The organism is Mycobacterium sp. NPDC004974 (genome assembly GCF_053600815.1).
In genome coordinates, this window is the sequence record NZ_JBSGAQ010000003.1 from 227033 (window position 1) to 241483 (window position 14451).

The 14451-nt window shown below is 65.9% G+C and carries 11 protein-coding genes; 5 read left to right on the forward strand and 6 right to left on the reverse strand.

All coding sequences use genetic code 11. The annotated features are described in order from the left end of the window. The first annotated feature begins 197 nt into the window (after nucleotides 1-197). On the forward strand, nucleotides 198-1535 hold the full coding sequence (locus ACWEFV_RS09130; RefSeq protein ID WP_450069905.1) for a hypothetical protein: 1338 nt from the start codon (nucleotides 198-200) through the stop codon (nucleotides 1533-1535). Between the two features lies 1 nt (nucleotide 1536). Here the strand turns inward: ACWEFV_RS09130 and ACWEFV_RS09135 are convergent, their stop codons facing one another. Together ACWEFV_RS09135 and mshB are read right to left on the reverse strand one after the other, a co-directional pair. After that, on the reverse strand, nucleotides 1537-1893 hold the full coding sequence (locus tag ACWEFV_RS09135) for a hypothetical protein (RefSeq protein WP_450069906.1): 357 nt from the start codon (nucleotides 1891-1893) through the stop codon (nucleotides 1537-1539). A 178-nt stretch (nucleotides 1894-2071) separates the two neighbouring features. Next, nucleotides 2072-2929 (reverse strand): N-acetyl-1-D-myo-inositol-2-amino-2-deoxy-alpha-D-glucopyranoside deacetylase, encoded by an 858-nt coding sequence (mshB, locus tag ACWEFV_RS09140; RefSeq protein WP_450069907.1) that lies wholly within the window; start codon nucleotides 2927-2929, stop codon nucleotides 2072-2074. A 104-nt stretch (nucleotides 2930-3033) separates the two neighbouring features. Between mshB and ACWEFV_RS09145 the strand changes: the two genes are divergently transcribed. From ACWEFV_RS09145 to ACWEFV_RS09155, 3 genes are all read left to right on the forward strand, one after another. After that, nucleotides 3034-4269: a chloride channel protein gene (locus ACWEFV_RS09145; RefSeq protein WP_450069908.1), complete on the forward strand. Its 1236-nt coding sequence runs from the start codon at nucleotides 3034-3036 to the stop codon at nucleotides 4267-4269. Between the two features lie 520 nt (nucleotides 4270-4789). Beyond that, nucleotides 4790-6103, forward strand: a complete 1314-nt coding sequence (locus ACWEFV_RS09150; RefSeq protein WP_450069909.1) for a hypothetical protein — start codon at nucleotides 4790-4792, stop codon at nucleotides 6101-6103. Between the two features lie 172 nt (nucleotides 6104-6275). After that, the gene (locus ACWEFV_RS09155; protein WP_450069910.1) at nucleotides 6276-7637 is read left to right on the forward strand and encodes a hypothetical protein; all 1362 of its coding nucleotides are present in this window, start codon (nucleotides 6276-6278) and stop codon (nucleotides 7635-7637) included. Between the two features lie 193 nt (nucleotides 7638-7830). On the opposite strand, the gene ACWEFV_RS09160 is transcribed toward ACWEFV_RS09155, so the two are convergent. Further along, nucleotides 7831-9708, reverse strand: coding sequence for an ABC transporter family substrate-binding protein (locus tag ACWEFV_RS09160; protein ID WP_450070159.1), 1878 nt, complete (start codon nucleotides 9706-9708; stop codon nucleotides 7831-7833). A 466-nt stretch (nucleotides 9709-10174) separates the two neighbouring features. After that, complete coding sequence (gene typA, locus ACWEFV_RS09165; RefSeq protein WP_135457371.1) at nucleotides 10175-12076, reverse strand: translational GTPase TypA; 1902 nt, start codon at nucleotides 12074-12076, stop codon at nucleotides 10175-10177. Nucleotides 12077-12362: 286 nt separating this feature from the next. Between typA and ACWEFV_RS09170 the strand changes: the two genes are divergently transcribed. Then, nucleotides 12363-12629 (forward strand): hypothetical protein, encoded by a 267-nt coding sequence (locus tag ACWEFV_RS09170; RefSeq protein ID WP_135457375.1) that lies wholly within the window; start codon nucleotides 12363-12365, stop codon nucleotides 12627-12629. Here the strand turns inward: ACWEFV_RS09170 and ACWEFV_RS09175 are convergent. Beyond that, nucleotides 12626-13054: a pyridoxamine 5'-phosphate oxidase family protein gene (locus ACWEFV_RS09175; RefSeq protein ID WP_450069911.1), complete on the reverse strand. Its 429-nt coding sequence runs from the start codon at nucleotides 13052-13054 to the stop codon at nucleotides 12626-12628. The genes ACWEFV_RS09170 and ACWEFV_RS09175 overlap by 4 nt on opposite strands. A 3-nt stretch (nucleotides 13055-13057) precedes the next feature. Further along, nucleotides 13058-14443 (reverse strand): WS/DGAT/MGAT family O-acyltransferase, encoded by a 1386-nt coding sequence (locus tag ACWEFV_RS09180; protein ID WP_450069912.1) that lies wholly within the window; start codon nucleotides 14441-14443, stop codon nucleotides 13058-13060. Between the last annotated feature and the right edge of the window lie 8 nt (nucleotides 14444-14451).

Consider the following 14451-nt stretch of genomic DNA (forward strand, 5'->3'; position numbering starts at 1 on the left):
TGTAACCCCGTCGTTGTGCACAATCATCCACGCGTCTCACATTCTGAAACCAATGCGCCCGGCATAACCGCCACGATAGACCCAGCATGTCCGCACGGCGTCAGGCCCTTAGGGGACACACACCATAAAGGAACGACGAACGGGTTGCCGACCGCGTAAGTTGTTTCCGTCGGGAAGGGGATACCGAAGGAGTCGTGATGCCCACAAGTGTTCGTTCATATCTGGTGGCAGGAGCCGCCGCAGCTACCGCCACAGCCATCGCGCTCACCCCGGTCCAACCAGCTCCGGCTGACATCGCCGTCCCCGCGCACCCGACCTCCACACAGCCGCAGCTGACGCAGGCCATGGTCGATCTGCTCGCCGCGGCCAGCCGGATGACGGCCGCGGTGGCACCGAAGCTCCCCACCCAGACCGGTTCCGCCGCCGCGCCGGGCATCGCGCCGTCGGCCGCGGTCGCCGGTGATGTGACCGCACAACCCACCGCGATCGCTATCGCACCTAATCTGGCCAACACGATCGACCAGGTCTATGTGACGGTCGAGCCCTGGGTGCGGTGGGGATTCGAAGTCGGCGCATACGCACTCGGATGGATTCCCTGGGTCGGCGGATGGGCCGGCGGCCTACTCATGGACGCCTACAACTTCGGCCAATCCCTCGTCGCCAGCGGCGTCTTCAACTTCACCGACTGGTTGCGCGGGAACGGCGGCATCATCCAGAACCTCGCCGACTTCGGCGTGGATGCCGTCCTGGCCGTCGCGTGGCTGGGCATCGATGTCGTCGGCACGTTCATCCCGTTGCCGCCGATCCCGCTCCCACCGCGTCCGCCGCTGCAGGGACCGTTCCTGGCCAGCGCGCTCGCCGCACCGACAGCAGCGCTCGGAGGCGCCGTCCAGAGCCCGCTCACGTCGCTGACCGACGCACTCGCCAAGGCCCGCGACGACTTCGCCACGGCGTTCAAGTCGCTGGCCGGGGGAACCGGCCTCGCAACCCTCACCGACCGTCTCAAGGTGCAGGCAGCGGCGGACGAAGTGAATCCGGTCACGGAGATCGCCGGGAGCACAGCCGAAAAGGCTCTCGAAGGCACGATCGAGAGCGCCAAGGAAGCGTCGGAGAACCTCGCCAACGGCCTCAAAGACACCGTCAAGGCCATTTCGGACTACACCGGCGCGCAGGAGATCACGACCGCACAGAAAGACGACATCAGCGTCGTCCCGAAGTCGGTACGCGAGTCTCTGCGGAATGTCGGCGCCGATACGACAGCAACCGAGGCGCCGAACGAAACCTCGGTCGACAAGACAGAAGCGGTCGACAAGACACCGGCCCGTACCGTGCCCTCAGGCAAACAGGGCATCCGCTCTGCCTTCGACAAGTCGGCGGCGGGCGTGAAGAAAGCCACCGACGACACCCGCGAGGCAGTCAGGAACGCGGTCAAGAACGTGGCGCCGAAGCCCAAGGTCAAGAAGGAAAAGACCGTGTCGTCCAAGGATTCCCAGCAGTCCAAGGACAACAGCAAGTCCGACAACGGCAAGAGCTAGGTCAGCGGCGGTAGCGCAGTCGAAGCATCGCCGCCGGTGGTAACGCACCGGCGGCGATGAATATCAGCGATCCGTAGGACATCAATCCGCGGCCGGCGAAGATGATGTCTCCGCCTGGGCCGCCGAACGTCATGGCAACGACGGTGGCCAGCCAAGTCCACAGGGGCAGGGCCGCCATCCGCATGGAATCGGTCCAGTACATGGCCGCCCACACGAGCGCGGTGTTGACCACTCCGACCGCCAGCGCGCTCACCGGAAATGGGATCGATCCGATATATGAGGGCAGCAGCAATGCACCTACGACGGCCGAGATGACGCCGTCAACCGCGAGCAGTGCCAGGACGATGCGACCCAGCACCAGGTCCGAGGGCGGGGTCAGGTGGGAATGCTGTCGAGCAGCCCGACCATCGAACCCACCACCCACTGGTAGTTGTCAAAACGGTCCTGCCAGTGCTGCAGATTCGGATCCAGATCGGGGTCCATGAATGTCCCTTCGACGCGTCTGATTCACCGGAGCTTACCGCGTCCGGTTTTGGCTATTGCAGATTCAGTCCGCACAGCAGGTCGGTTTCCCACCCACGCCCGTCCCGCTCCCCGGCGGCGCCCGACACGAGCACGTAGTGCTCCTCACCGAGCAGCGGCAGGGCGAGGTTGTTGGACAGCGCGAATGCGCTCCCGTCGGAGGCGACGGTGACTTGGGTGGCGTGCGCGCGCATCGCGGCGACCTTGGCCGGCAGCTGCGCGGTGGCGTCGACGACGGCATCGATCTGGTCGTCGGCGTACCCGAACGGAACATCGCCGACGTCGATCCGGATCCAGTCCTCGGGAACGTCCTGCAGGCCCGTGAGGCCGGCACGCATCGCGGTGCTCGCCATGACCGTCCAATAGAACTTGGGGACGTCCCAGCCGGCAGCCGCGACAGCGGCAGTGGTGACGAGGTGGGCCTGCTTGTGGTCGGGGTGCCCGTACCCGCCGTCGGGGTCGTAGGTGACGACGACGTGAGGTCGGAGGTTCTCGATGATCTGCACCAGTTCGCCGACTGCCTCGTCGAAATCGGCGTCGATGAAGCGTTGTTGTTTGCGCGCCGGTGAACCCTCCATGCCCGAGTCGCGCCACCGACCGGGGCCGCCGAGGAACTGCGGTGCGCCGATGCCCAGCGCGCTCAGCGCCTTGGTCAGCTCGCTGATCCGGTATCCGCCGAGTTGGTCGGCGTGGTCGACGGCCAACCGCGCGTAGCGGTCGCCGATGACCTCCCCCTCCTCGCCGAGGGTGCACGTCACCACATGCACGTCGGCGCCGAGCGCGGCGTAATGGGCGATCGTGGCGCCGGTGGTGAGGGTTTCGTCGTCCGGATGGGCGTGGACGAACAGCAGGCGGGGCGTTTCGCTGGGCATCGTCACCGACGATAGCGGGGCGCCGACGGCCGTGCGGGAAGTCCCACGTCACCGGCTTTCCCGACCACGCTGACGAATCCGCGTATCCCGCATACATTCACGGAGTGACCAGGCGTGAGCTTGAGTTCGGCTGCAGCATCGTCGTCATCGGGTTGCTGGCGGGCCTGGCCGGCATGGCGACGACGGTTCTCCTGCACTTCGTCGAGCACCTCACCTATGCGTACACATTCGGCTCGCTACTGGAAGGCGTCACCGGTAGCAGCCCGGTGCGCCGCGCAGTCGGCCCGATGATCGGCGGAGCGCTGGCCGGGTTCGGCTGGTGGGTTCTGCGTCGGCACCACGAAGTCCCCGGGCTGGCGTCGACCATCGCCAATCACCGTGCCATCCCCCGGCTTTCACTGACGCTCGACGCCGCGCTCCAGGTGCTCGTGGTGGGTTCCGGTGCATCGCTGGGCCGTGAGGGCGCACCCCGTCAGGTTGCCGTGGCGCTCGGCGACGCCGGCACCTCACGGTGGGCGTTGACGCCCCACGACCGCGAGATTCTGCTCGCCTGCGCCGCGGGGGCCGGGCTCGGAGCGGTATACAGCGTGCCGGTCGGCGGTGCGTTGTTCGCGATCCGGATCATGTTGCACACCTGGCATCCACGGGCAGTCGGAGCCGCGTTGGTCACCTCTGCGTTGGCAGTCGCCGTCGCGTCACCGGTGACGCATGTTCGGGCTCCGCTCGAATGGCCGGACCCGAGCCTGTCGTATTTACTGACCGGTTTCGCGTTGGTCCTGGCCCCCCTGGCGGTCGCGGTGGGCATGGCATTCAACCGGCTCATGGCACTGGCCCGCCCCACGGTGGCGCTCACGTCGTGGCTGATCATCCCGGGCATCGCCGCGGCGGGCCTGCTCGTCGGCCTTGGTTCGGTGTGGTGGCCCGAGCTCCCGGGCAATGGCAAGAGCATCCTGACTGTCAGTCTCGACAGTGGCATGACGCTCGGATCTGCCGCGGTGATCCTGCTCCTCAAACCCATCCTCACGGCGATTTTCCTGCGCGCCGGCGCGGTGGGCGGCATGCTCACCCCCGCGCTCGCGACCGGCGCCGCGCTCGGTTCGCTTATCGCCCTTGCGATCAACACCCTGGACGTTCACCCGGTCAGCGTCGCCGCGGTATCGCTGACCTGTGCCGCCGGAGTACTTGCCGTGACTCAGCGGGCACCGATCTGGGCGGCGTTGTTCGTGTGGGAGCTGGCACGTCCGCCGCTTTGGGTGCTGCTGCCGTTCTCGGCCGCCGCGCTGGCCGCTTACGGGCTCCAATCGCTCGCCGAGAGGCGCGCCAAGGTGACGGCCGTCTGACCGGTCGCGGGCAAACCACGACAACGAAATCCGTAGATTTTGAAACTGGCCGAGACTGCCACTTAGTTGCCATCGCAAGCATGGCGCGAATACCGGGACCGTCGGTCTCATTAGTGTCCGGCACCGCATCCCAGTGGTCTGTGTTTTACAGATCACACCATGATGTCCACTGTGTGCGCGCTAACTCCCCGACTGACATCACGTCTGCATTACCGCTGGGTAACCTAACCGCGCTTACGCCCAGGAGCTTCGCTAGCAATCCATTGACCATACCTGCCACTTCTTTGCTACGGCCGGTCGATCTCTCGCCCAAATATCGCTACTGCCGGTATCGCAACCATACTGTTCGACCTTGGGAAATGGGCACTACCAGCCGTATCACAGATGCCCTGAGTTCATTTGCCGAGCGCCAGCCGGGTTCCGACGAGCTGAAAATTAGTTAAGAGGGTTTGCAGACAACCGAACTTACTATGGGGTAACTTCTGCGCCGACCTTAGTTACGCTCCCGTAAGGAGACTCAATGCAACTCGCTGCTCGGTCGTACCTGGCCGCGGGGGTGGCACTCGTTGGCGCCAGCGCCATCGCAGTCAGCCCCACGGCTCCGCCCGTCCCGCAGGTTCATATGCCGTACGCGCTGACGGCTGCCATCGACAACCCGGTGACCGTCTTCGAGCCCGTGGCGACCGCGACGCAGACGTTGATCAACAACATCATCGAACGCCAGACCACCAATCCGGCGCCGATCCCCCGGCAACTCGTCGACAACGCGGTCGCCGGTTACCAGGCGTTCATGACCACGCCCCCGGTTTGGCTCATCGCGCAGACACTCGCGGACATAGTCGTCAACGCCCAGGAGTTCGGCCCCAACCTGGCCGCGCTCGGGGAAACCAGCGCAGCCGCGGTGACCGCGCTCGGCAAGGCGCTCGGCGATCTGGCCGCCGGACTGCCCGCGGCACTGCAGGCCGCCGGGGCACAGTTCGCCGCCGGCAATCCCAGCGGCGCCATCGATGCGTTGGTGCTGCCGGGGATGCAGCCTGTCGTCGATATCTTCCTCAACGCGATGAGCCCCGAGATCAACGCCATCGGGCACGTATTCAACGTTCCACAACCGCTCATCGATGCTGCCGCCAATGCCTCACTCGGCGTGATCATCGGGCTGGCTTCTGCCACAGTCGGTATCGGATTCGACATTCCCGGACAACCGCTGCCCTTGGTGAAGCAGGTCCTCGTCGGAGCCCAGAACGTAATCAACGCAGCAGTTTCCGGCGATCCGATCAATGTGGTGAATGCCGTACAGCACGGCATCTCCGACCTCGCCACGAGCATGGTCTTCCAAATCGACGCGACGATCAGCATGGGCAACTACATCGAAGACAGCTTCGTCGACGCCCTCAAGCAGATCAAGCCCAAGCCGTTCACCCCTCCGACCGACGTGATTACCGCCAAGGCGCTGGCCGCCCCGGCCCCCGCGACGGTCGAGGTCTCGACGCTGCAGGCCGAGAAGCCGGCATCGGCTCCAGTTTCCAACGCCGACAACGCTTCTGGTACCGAAGCCGACTCTGCCGCGGCTCCGGCAGCCGATGCTTCGAATGCTTCGGATGCTTCAGACGCCGGAGCCGACACGAAGCCCGTCACCAAGCTGACGAAGGCGTCGCCGAAGGCTGCCAAGGGACAAGCCAAGGAGAACTCCGCCAACGCAGTCCGCAGCCAGGTCAAGTCGGCCGTCAAGAAGCTGACCGACGGCCTGAAGAAGGACAAGACCGGCCCCCAAAAGGGTGCGGAGAAGAAGGCGGAATCCTCCAACGACTCCGCCAAGGGCTCCGACAAGGGCTAACCCCCAGCACCACCGGCAGGCCCCCTCCACCAGATCGGTGGAGGGGGCCTCCCGCTCCACCCAATCGCTCAGCGCGCGGCAGAACGACGCGGCGGCGGCAGTCCGATGACGGGCGAACCTCGTCAACGTAACCCCTTATTTCGCAGTTGACCTAGTCCCGTAAGGAATTCCAATGCAACTCGCTTCTCGGTCGTATCTAGCCGCAGGGGTGGCACTTGTAGGTGCCGGCGCCATCGCAGTCAGCCCACTGGCGCCGCCGGTACCGGACGTTCACCTTCCAGCGATTGACGTCTCGTCCGCCGCCGTGAACCTCACCGCCGCCGCCAATCCCCTGGAGCTGTGGGCCGACGTCATCGGAGCAGCCTTCCAGAACCTGGGCGGTCTCGGCGGGCAGGTGGCAGCGGACCCCGCCCCCGTCCTGCGCCAGATCATCGCCAACCAGCTGCACAGTGCGAATGTCTTGAGCGAGTCAACGCAGCAGCTCATCGAGGGTATGACCACAGCCCTCGACCCCGAGAGCTTCATGAGCTTCCAAGCGGCCGTCAAGGCTGCCACCGATCTGATCGCTGCCGGGAATCTCCAAATGGGCTTCGCCGCCCTGATATCGAGCCCCCTCATGCTGGGTCTCCCGCTGCTCTCCTTCGTGGGGAATCAATGGCTGCCCGGCGCCTGGTCAGTGATCGCCCAACCGTTCGCAAATCTGGCGAACATGGTGAAGCTGCTCCCCGAAGGCGCGCCGGCCCTGCTGTTGAACGGAGTCCTCTCCCCGCTGATGGCGACCGCCGCGGCCGGCGGATACGTCCTCGAGAACCTGGCCGACGCCACGAACAGCGGCGATGTGGCCGATTTCGTCACCACGCTGGTGAATTCTCCCGCCACACTCACCGGCGCCTTGCTCAACGGGTTCTCGATCGAAAACGGCGACGGCATGCCACCCACGTTCACGGCCGGCATACTGAGCGCCGCGCAAGGCTTCATCCCTGGCGGAACCATCTCGACGTTGCTGAGCACGCTCTCCCAGATCGCCGACTCGCTGGCCACCCCCGGCGCAGACCGCGACAACCTCCTCGGCGGCCTGCCTGGGCTCGGCGCTACTTCGGAGGCGGTCTCGTTGAATTCGACGCTGGCCCCCGCAGCCAAGACTGTGACGCTCGACGTCGCCCCGGCCAAGGAAATCAGCGCGACACCTGCTGCGTCGCAATCCAATTCGACAACGCCCGAGCCTGCGACCACGGAAGCGGCCACGTCGCCGGAGACCAGCCCTGCGGCTGACACCAACGGGGCTTCGGCCGACAGCGAGGACACCACCCCGGCGGCCGCCAAGCCGTCGACCGACGCTTCGCCGAAGGCGTCGCCCAAGGCCGCCAAGGGACAGGCCAAGGCGAACTCCGCCAACGCAGTCCGCAACCAGGTCAAGTCAGCCGTCAAGAAGCTGACCGACGGCCTGAAGAAGGACAAGCCCGGAGCGCAGAAGACCGCGGAGAAGAAGGCGGAAGCCTCCAAGGACTCCGCCAAGAGCTCCGCCGACAACTAGCACCCAGCGCCACCGCCAGGCCCCCTTCATCAACGCGATGGAGGGGGCCTGCGGCTTCTCCGGACGTTCTCAGCTCCCCACTCAGATCCAGGTCCGGTGGCGACTCATCGTCATCAGGCTCAGGCGCACACAACGCAGCCTGATTCACCAACATGAGTGGGCCTCCTCGCACGAGGGGCCCACTGCGCGCCTTCTAGCGCCCCTTGGTCCAGCTGCCCGCGTCGCCGACGATGCCGACGGGCACGGCACCGGTCAGACTGACGTTCTGCACGCTCGGTCCGGCGGCGACGATCGTCGTGTCCTGCAGGATCGGAAGGACGGTCGACATACTCCACAGCCGAGGCTCGACTGCCTGGATCACCTCGGCGATGTTCTGCGAGCCATCCAGTGCCCCATCGATTTTCGGCTGGATGGTGTGGTCACAGATGCCGGTGATATTGCTGGGCGCCTGCACCAGCTCACCCGGGTCAGGAGCCGGGATCGGCTGGGTCGACGTCGGCGTGGCGGTCGGCGCGGGTGTGGCGCTCGTGGTCGGCTTCGGCGACGACGACGGAGCGACGCCGGGAACCGCTGTCGAAACGGCAGTTGCTTCCAGAGCGCGGCAGCCGTAGCGCGAGGCAAGGCTGGTGGCCAGGTCTCCCCCGGCCTGATGCCAGCCGACGACGGCGTCGACGCGATTGTTCGTCAACGCATCGCCGTAGAGCGCAACAGGATCCAGGGCCAGCACCGAGGCATCGATGCCGACATTGCGCAATTGATCGGCCGCGGTGTTGGCCACCGCGATCGATGTCGGATCGTTCGATGCCACACCGAGCACCAATGACAACGCGGCGCCGTCCTTGGTGATGCGCTGCCTGCCGTTGTCGGGTGCCGGCGGAGCACCCGGGGCGGGCGGCTCAGCGACCGGTTCGATCTGATAACCCGCACCGCGCAACAAATCCAGCGCGGCTTCCCTCGACATTGCCGGGGGCGCCGTCGGTACGTAACCGGGATCCGACGGAGAGCGCACCTGGGCCTGCGCCAGAGTCACGGTGTTGTCGTCGCCCGCACCCACCGACGCGAGCAGGTCGACATCGATAAGGCCCAGGATCGCCTTGCGCACCTGCGCTTCCGCGAGAGTGGGCTGCTGCCCACGCAGGGTCAACTGCATCACCCGCGGCGTGACGATCCTGGCGGTGCGGACATCTGGGATCGCACTCAGCTGTGCGAAAGTGGCTGCGCCACCGTGCACCTGGGCCACCTGGGTGTCGCCGTTGCGGATGGAGTCGGCGAGCGCGGCCGGAGCGCCACCCCGGCGGAACAGCACCAGATCAGGCTTGGCCGGCACGCTCCAGTATCGGTCGTTGCGGGCCAGCAGGATCTCATCACGTTGCGGGTCAATGCTCTCCACCCGGAACTGACCGCCGGTAACCGGCATCGCCCGGGCCAGGCCGGCGCCGAAACCACCGGGAATGTCCTTGACGATATGGGCCGGGAGGATGTCGTTGAACAGCTCCCGCCATGCCGGATAGGGCTGCGAGAACGTCACGACCGCCTGCTTGCCACCCTCGACCGACTGCACACCCGTGATCAGGTCATAACCGGCCGGGTCGACAACGCCTGGCTGGCTGACCATTTGGCGCCACAAATACCAGTAGTCGTCGGCGGCAATCGGTGCGTTGTCCGTCCACTGCGCCTCTGGACGAATCTTGTAGGTGACCGTGAAGGGGTTCTCACTGGTCACCTCGGCCGATTCGAGCAGGGTCGGATCGAGCTCCCAGCGCGACCCCGTCGGCGACTTGGGATCTGGCACCGGGCGGAACGAACTCGGCAGCACCATCGCCGAGACTGCCGCGTTCACCGGCGACTGGTCCGACAGCAGATGCGGGTTGAACCCCGGGCCGATCGAATCGATGGCCATGATGATCTGCGTCGCCTTCATCGGGGGCGGCGGCGTCGTCTCGGTCGTCTCGGTGCTCTGCGGGGCCGGCGGCGGGCTCACAGTGCAGCCACTGAACAGGAGCGCCGGCACCGATATGAGCGCCCCGATCGTCAACTGGGCGCAGCGGAGGGGTGTCGGCACGCTACTCAGGGTATCGACCCTCCCAGCCCGCCACCGCTGCGCATCTGCACTGCGGCGCCGGCGGCTCTTCAGCTACCCAAAACGAACAGATGGATACAAGTCTTTCACGCCGAAAACACCGCAATGATGGCCCACTTTGGGGTAAGTAACAGGTCATATCAGAGTCACCGTTGGGCAAATTCTCAGAAATTGACGGGCGTGCAGCATTTTGCATCCATTTCAGGCGATTCTCAGACAACGTCTGTCCGTCGGCCAGAGTGACCGACGTCACATCTCGTCACGGAGGCACCGTTGGTCAATGCACTACGGCCCTGTGTGACGGCCGGCATCGGATAGCGCCGCCAAGCTATTGCCGTCATCGACTCTGCGCCAAGGGCATCGAGACTGCGATCAGATCGCGATCGCGGCGGATTTCACGATCTGAGCGCAGAGTCGGCGCCGTGCACGCAGACTCGGCGCCCAGGAGAGCGCAAAACTATCCGCGCGCTTTGGCCCGAGCCTTCGCACGCGCCCGCAGCGACGCCGTCAGCTCCACCTTGCGCACCCGCACGATCTCGGGCGTCACCTCGACGCATTCATCCTCCGCGCAGAACTCCATGGCCTGCTCCAGGGTCAGGTCCAGTGGCCGCGCCAGCGTCTCCATGACATCAGCGGTCGACGACCGCATGTTCGTCAGCTTCTTCTCACGGGTGATGTTGATGTCGAGATCCTCGGCACGCGGGTTGATCCCGACCACCTGGCCCTCGTAGGTGTCCTCGCCCGGCTCGACGAAGAACTGTCCGCGGTCGGCGAGCTGGATCATCGCGAACGGGGTTACGGAGCCGGACCGGTCGCTCACCAGAGATCCGGTATGCCGCGCCCGGATTTCCCCGGCCCACGGCCGGTAGCCCTCGAACACCGCGTTGGCGATGCCGGTGCCGCGGGTCTCGGTGAGGAAGTCGGTGCGGAAACCGATCAGCCCGCGGCTGGGCACCACGAAGTCCATCCGCACCCAGCCGGCGGCGTGGTTGGCCATCTGCTCCATGCGGCCCTTGCGGTTGGCCATCAACTGGGTGATCGAGCCGACGAACTCCTCCGGGCAATCGATGGTCAGCTCCTCGAACGGTTCGTGCAGCTTGCCGTCGATGTTCTTCGTGACCACCTGGGGCTTGCCGACGGTCAGTTCGAAGCCTTCGCGGCGCATCTGCTCGACGAGGATGGCCAGGGCCAGCTCACCACGGCCCTGCACCTCCCAGGCGTCGGGGCGGCCGATGTCGACGACTCGCACCGACACGTTGCCGACGAGTTCGGAATCAAGACGGTTCTTGACCATCCGGGCGGTCAGCTTGTGCCCCGACACCCGGCCGGCCAGCGGCGAGGTGTTGGTGCCGATCGTGACCGAGATGGCGGGCTCATCGACGGTGATGCGCGGCAGGGCGTGCGAGTTGTCGGGGTCGGCCAGGGTGTCGCCGATCATGATCTCGGTTATGCCCGCGACGGCGACGATGTCGCCGGCGACAGCCTCTTCAGTCGGAGTGCGGTCCACGCCCTCGGTGGCCAGCAACTCGGTGATCTTGGCGCTGGTGATCACCGGCGAGCCGTCGACCTCACGCATCCAGGCCACCTGCTGGCCCTTCTTGATCCGGCCGTTGTAGATGCGGATCAGCGCGAGGCGGCCCAGGAAGGCCGAGGCGTCAAGGTTGGTGACGAGCGCCTGCAGCGGCGCTTCGGGGTCGCCGGACGGTGCCGGGATGTGCTCCATCAGCACGTCGAACAGCGGGTCCAGGTTCTCCCCGTCGGGGTTCTCGCCGTTGGCGGGCTGCGTCGTCGAGGCGATGCCGGCACGGCCCGACGCGTACAGCGTGGGCAGGTCCAGCGCCTTCTCGGCGGCGGCCTGGGCCTCGTCGTCAAGATCGGAGGCCACGTCGAGCAGCAGGTCGTGGCTTTCCTCGACCACCTCGGCGATGCGCGCATCGGGCCGGTCGGTCTTGTTGACCACCAGGATCACCGGAAGGTGTGCGGACAGGGCCTTGCGCAGCACGAACCGGGTCTGCGGCAACGGGCCTTCCGAGGCGTCCACCAGCAGAACAACGCCGTCCACCATGGACAGGCCGCGCTCCACCTCACCGCCGAAATCGGCGTGACCAGGGGTGTCGATGACATTGATCACCGTCATGGTGCCGTCGGCGTGGTGCCGGTGCACCGCGGTGTTCTTGGCCAGGATGGTGATGCCCTTTTCCTTCTCAAGGTCACCGGAGTCCATCAGGCGCTCGACCGCGTCGTCGCCGCGGTGCGTCAAGGCACCGGACTGTCGCAGCATCGCGTCGACTAGGGTCGTCTTGCCGTGGTCGACGTGGGCGACGATGGCGACATTGCGAAAGCTCGGGCGTGAATCCACCCCGACATTCTCGCAGGCTGGCCGGTCGATCACGAAAACGAGAGAGCCCCGTCACGTTGAAGTCCGCAAAAATCGCCGGCCTGAAGCCCAAGAAAAAGTGCTGTAAGAGCAAGCCTCGCTGCAAACGCTGTCCCCTGGTTCTGCACAAGGTCCGCAAGGCTGAACACAACGGGTTGCGCGGTAAAGAACTGGACAAGGTCTTCAAACGGGCCAGGAAAACCTAGCGTTCGCGAGTACCGTTTTAGGTATCCGTCACGTTGCGATAGGCGTGCTTGGAGGTGCCGGGATGACGGTTTACGAAGCGCTCACGGTCGCTTTGATCATGGTGCTCGCCGCGGGAACCACGGTGGCGATCTACGTGGGCATGGCCAACTGGATCGGCGCCTGCTACATGGTCCGGTGCAGCGAATGCCACCACCTGACCTTCGCGTCGGCGAACCAGCCGCAGGCCTCCTGCGCGCACTGCCGCCACCCGATGCTGCTGCACCCGCTGTACGCGACGCAGCACCCGGGCCACGCCGTGCGGGTCGTCGACGACAGGTTGCGGTACTAGCCCATCCCGTAGTGCGGCATCGCGTGGTCCCGGAGCTCGCGCCCGGTGACCTTCTCGGCGCGTATCCGCACGAAGTGATCGCGCCGCCCCTCGGCCCACGGCTGCACGAACGTTCCGGCGACCTCCACCTGTTCGTCCACGTCTGTGATCGGCTCGGCATGCCCGACGATCGTCACGCTCCAGCCCGTCCGTAGGTCGGCGTCAAGCTCATCGGCCTGGAACGCCACCACCTGGTGCTCGATGGCCGCGGTCAGCTTGGGCCCGCCGGCCACCCGGATCACCACGTCGTCGTGCAACACACGGAAGTTGACCGGCTGCACGGCGGGCAACGCGTCCTCGGTGAACACCAGTCGTCCGACGCGCACCCGCTCCAGCAGATCCAGGCACTGCCTGCGGGTGAGAACGCCGAGTTCTTGTCCCTTCATCGATCATCCTCCCTGTACAAGTTGCAGAGTTCCCACCGGGGTGGAGCGCCAGTGGCCGACGCTGATGTCGACCAGACGGGCAACGGCACGCTCGATGCCTTTCGCCAGTTCGTCGACGTCGGGCGTCGAGTCGTAGTCGCCGATGACGCCGAAGACCAGGCGGTCGGTATAACTCATGATGGCGATACCGGTCCGCAGCTGCATCGCAATCGGCGGAATCGGCAGCAACCTGACGACTTCGCAGCCCATGACGCGCAACCGCTTCCGCGGCCCGGGCACATTCGTGGCGACGGTGACGACGCCGCGTTGCGGCAACCGGGTCAGTGCCCGCACGGTCCACGCGGTGAGCGGGAACGGAATCGCGTTGGCAGCCGACACCAGGATGTTGCCCGCTTCGCGCTGGCCGCTGGCCTTCGCTCTCGAGAGCCTGGAATGCACGGCGCGTAGCTGCTGCACAGGATCGGCCTTGTCGACCGGAAGGTACGGCAGCATCACGGAAACGCGATTGTCCGTACGGTCATGCGCATCGTCGGAGCGCACCGACACCGGCACCAACGTGCGCAGCGCGTCCTTCCTCGGCTTCTCGCCCCGGCGGATCAGCGTGTTACGGAAGCTGTCGGTGATCGCTGCCAGGGCAACATCATTGACCGTCACACCGAACTCCCGGGACACCGTGTCGACGTCGTCCAGTGACACCTCACCTGCCGCGTAACGCCTCATGCTCGTCACGGGCCCGGTCAACGAGCTGGCAGCCGCCGGACGCAGCAGCCCGGTGACGATGTCGAGGGCTCCGCGGACGGCCTGCATTGCGGCGACGGGTAGCCCGGTAGAGATGCGCCATGCTTCACCGAACCAGTCGGCCGGGCTGAAAGCAGCTGTCCCCCTGACAGTTTGACGAACAACACCCTTGCCGACCACGTCGCCGCCGTCACAGAGCCGACTCAACAGCCGTGTCGCGGCGATCCCGTCGACGATGCAGTGGTGGACCTTCAGCAGGATGGCCCACCGGTTGCCTTCGAGCCCGTCGACGATCCAGCACTCCCACAACGGACGGTCCCGGTCCAGGCGGCGTTCCATGATGTCGGCGGCCCACCGGTACAACACCGCATCGTCTCCGGGCAGTGGCAGCGCGGCATGGTGAATGTGGTGGGAAGCGTCGAAGTTGGTGTCTTCCACCCATTGCGGCGCGCCGAGATCGAGTGGCTGGGTGTGCAGCAGCTGATGCAGGCGCGGCACCGTCATCGCGCGTTCGGCCAGGCCGGCCACGACAGTCTCAGGGTTGGGCATCGGCCCGTCGAGCACGGCGATCGCCCCGATCGCCAAGCTCGCGTGGCGGTCGGAGTCCTCGGCTTCGAGGAACCCCGCGTCCAATGCGGTCAACTGCTCCATACCTGCAA

Bases quoted from the DNA above. Each gene is read 5' to 3' on its own strand.
- ACWEFV_RS09130 (WP_450069905.1), top strand. From the start codon at position 198: ATGCCCACAAGTGTTCGTTCATATCTGGTGGCAGGAGCCGCCGCAGCT.
- mshB (WP_450069907.1), bottom strand. From the start codon at position 2,929: ATGCCCAGCGAAACGCCCCGCCTGCTGTTCGTCCACGCCCATCCGGAC.
- ACWEFV_RS09150 (WP_450069909.1), top strand. From the start codon at position 4,790: ATGCAACTCGCTGCTCGGTCGTACCTGGCCGCGGGGGTGGCACTCGTT.
- ACWEFV_RS09155 (WP_450069910.1), top strand. From the start codon at position 6,276: ATGCAACTCGCTTCTCGGTCGTATCTAGCCGCAGGGGTGGCACTTGTA.
- ACWEFV_RS09170 (WP_135457375.1), top strand. From the start codon at position 12,363: ATGACGGTTTACGAAGCGCTCACGGTCGCTTTGATCATGGTGCTCGCC.
- ACWEFV_RS09175 (WP_450069911.1), bottom strand. From the start codon at position 13,054: ATGAAGGGACAAGAACTCGGCGTTCTCACCCGCAGGCAGTGCCTGGAT.
- ACWEFV_RS09180 (WP_450069912.1), bottom strand. From the start codon at position 14,443: ATGGAGCAGTTGACCGCATTGGACGCGGGGTTCCTCGAAGCCGAGGAC.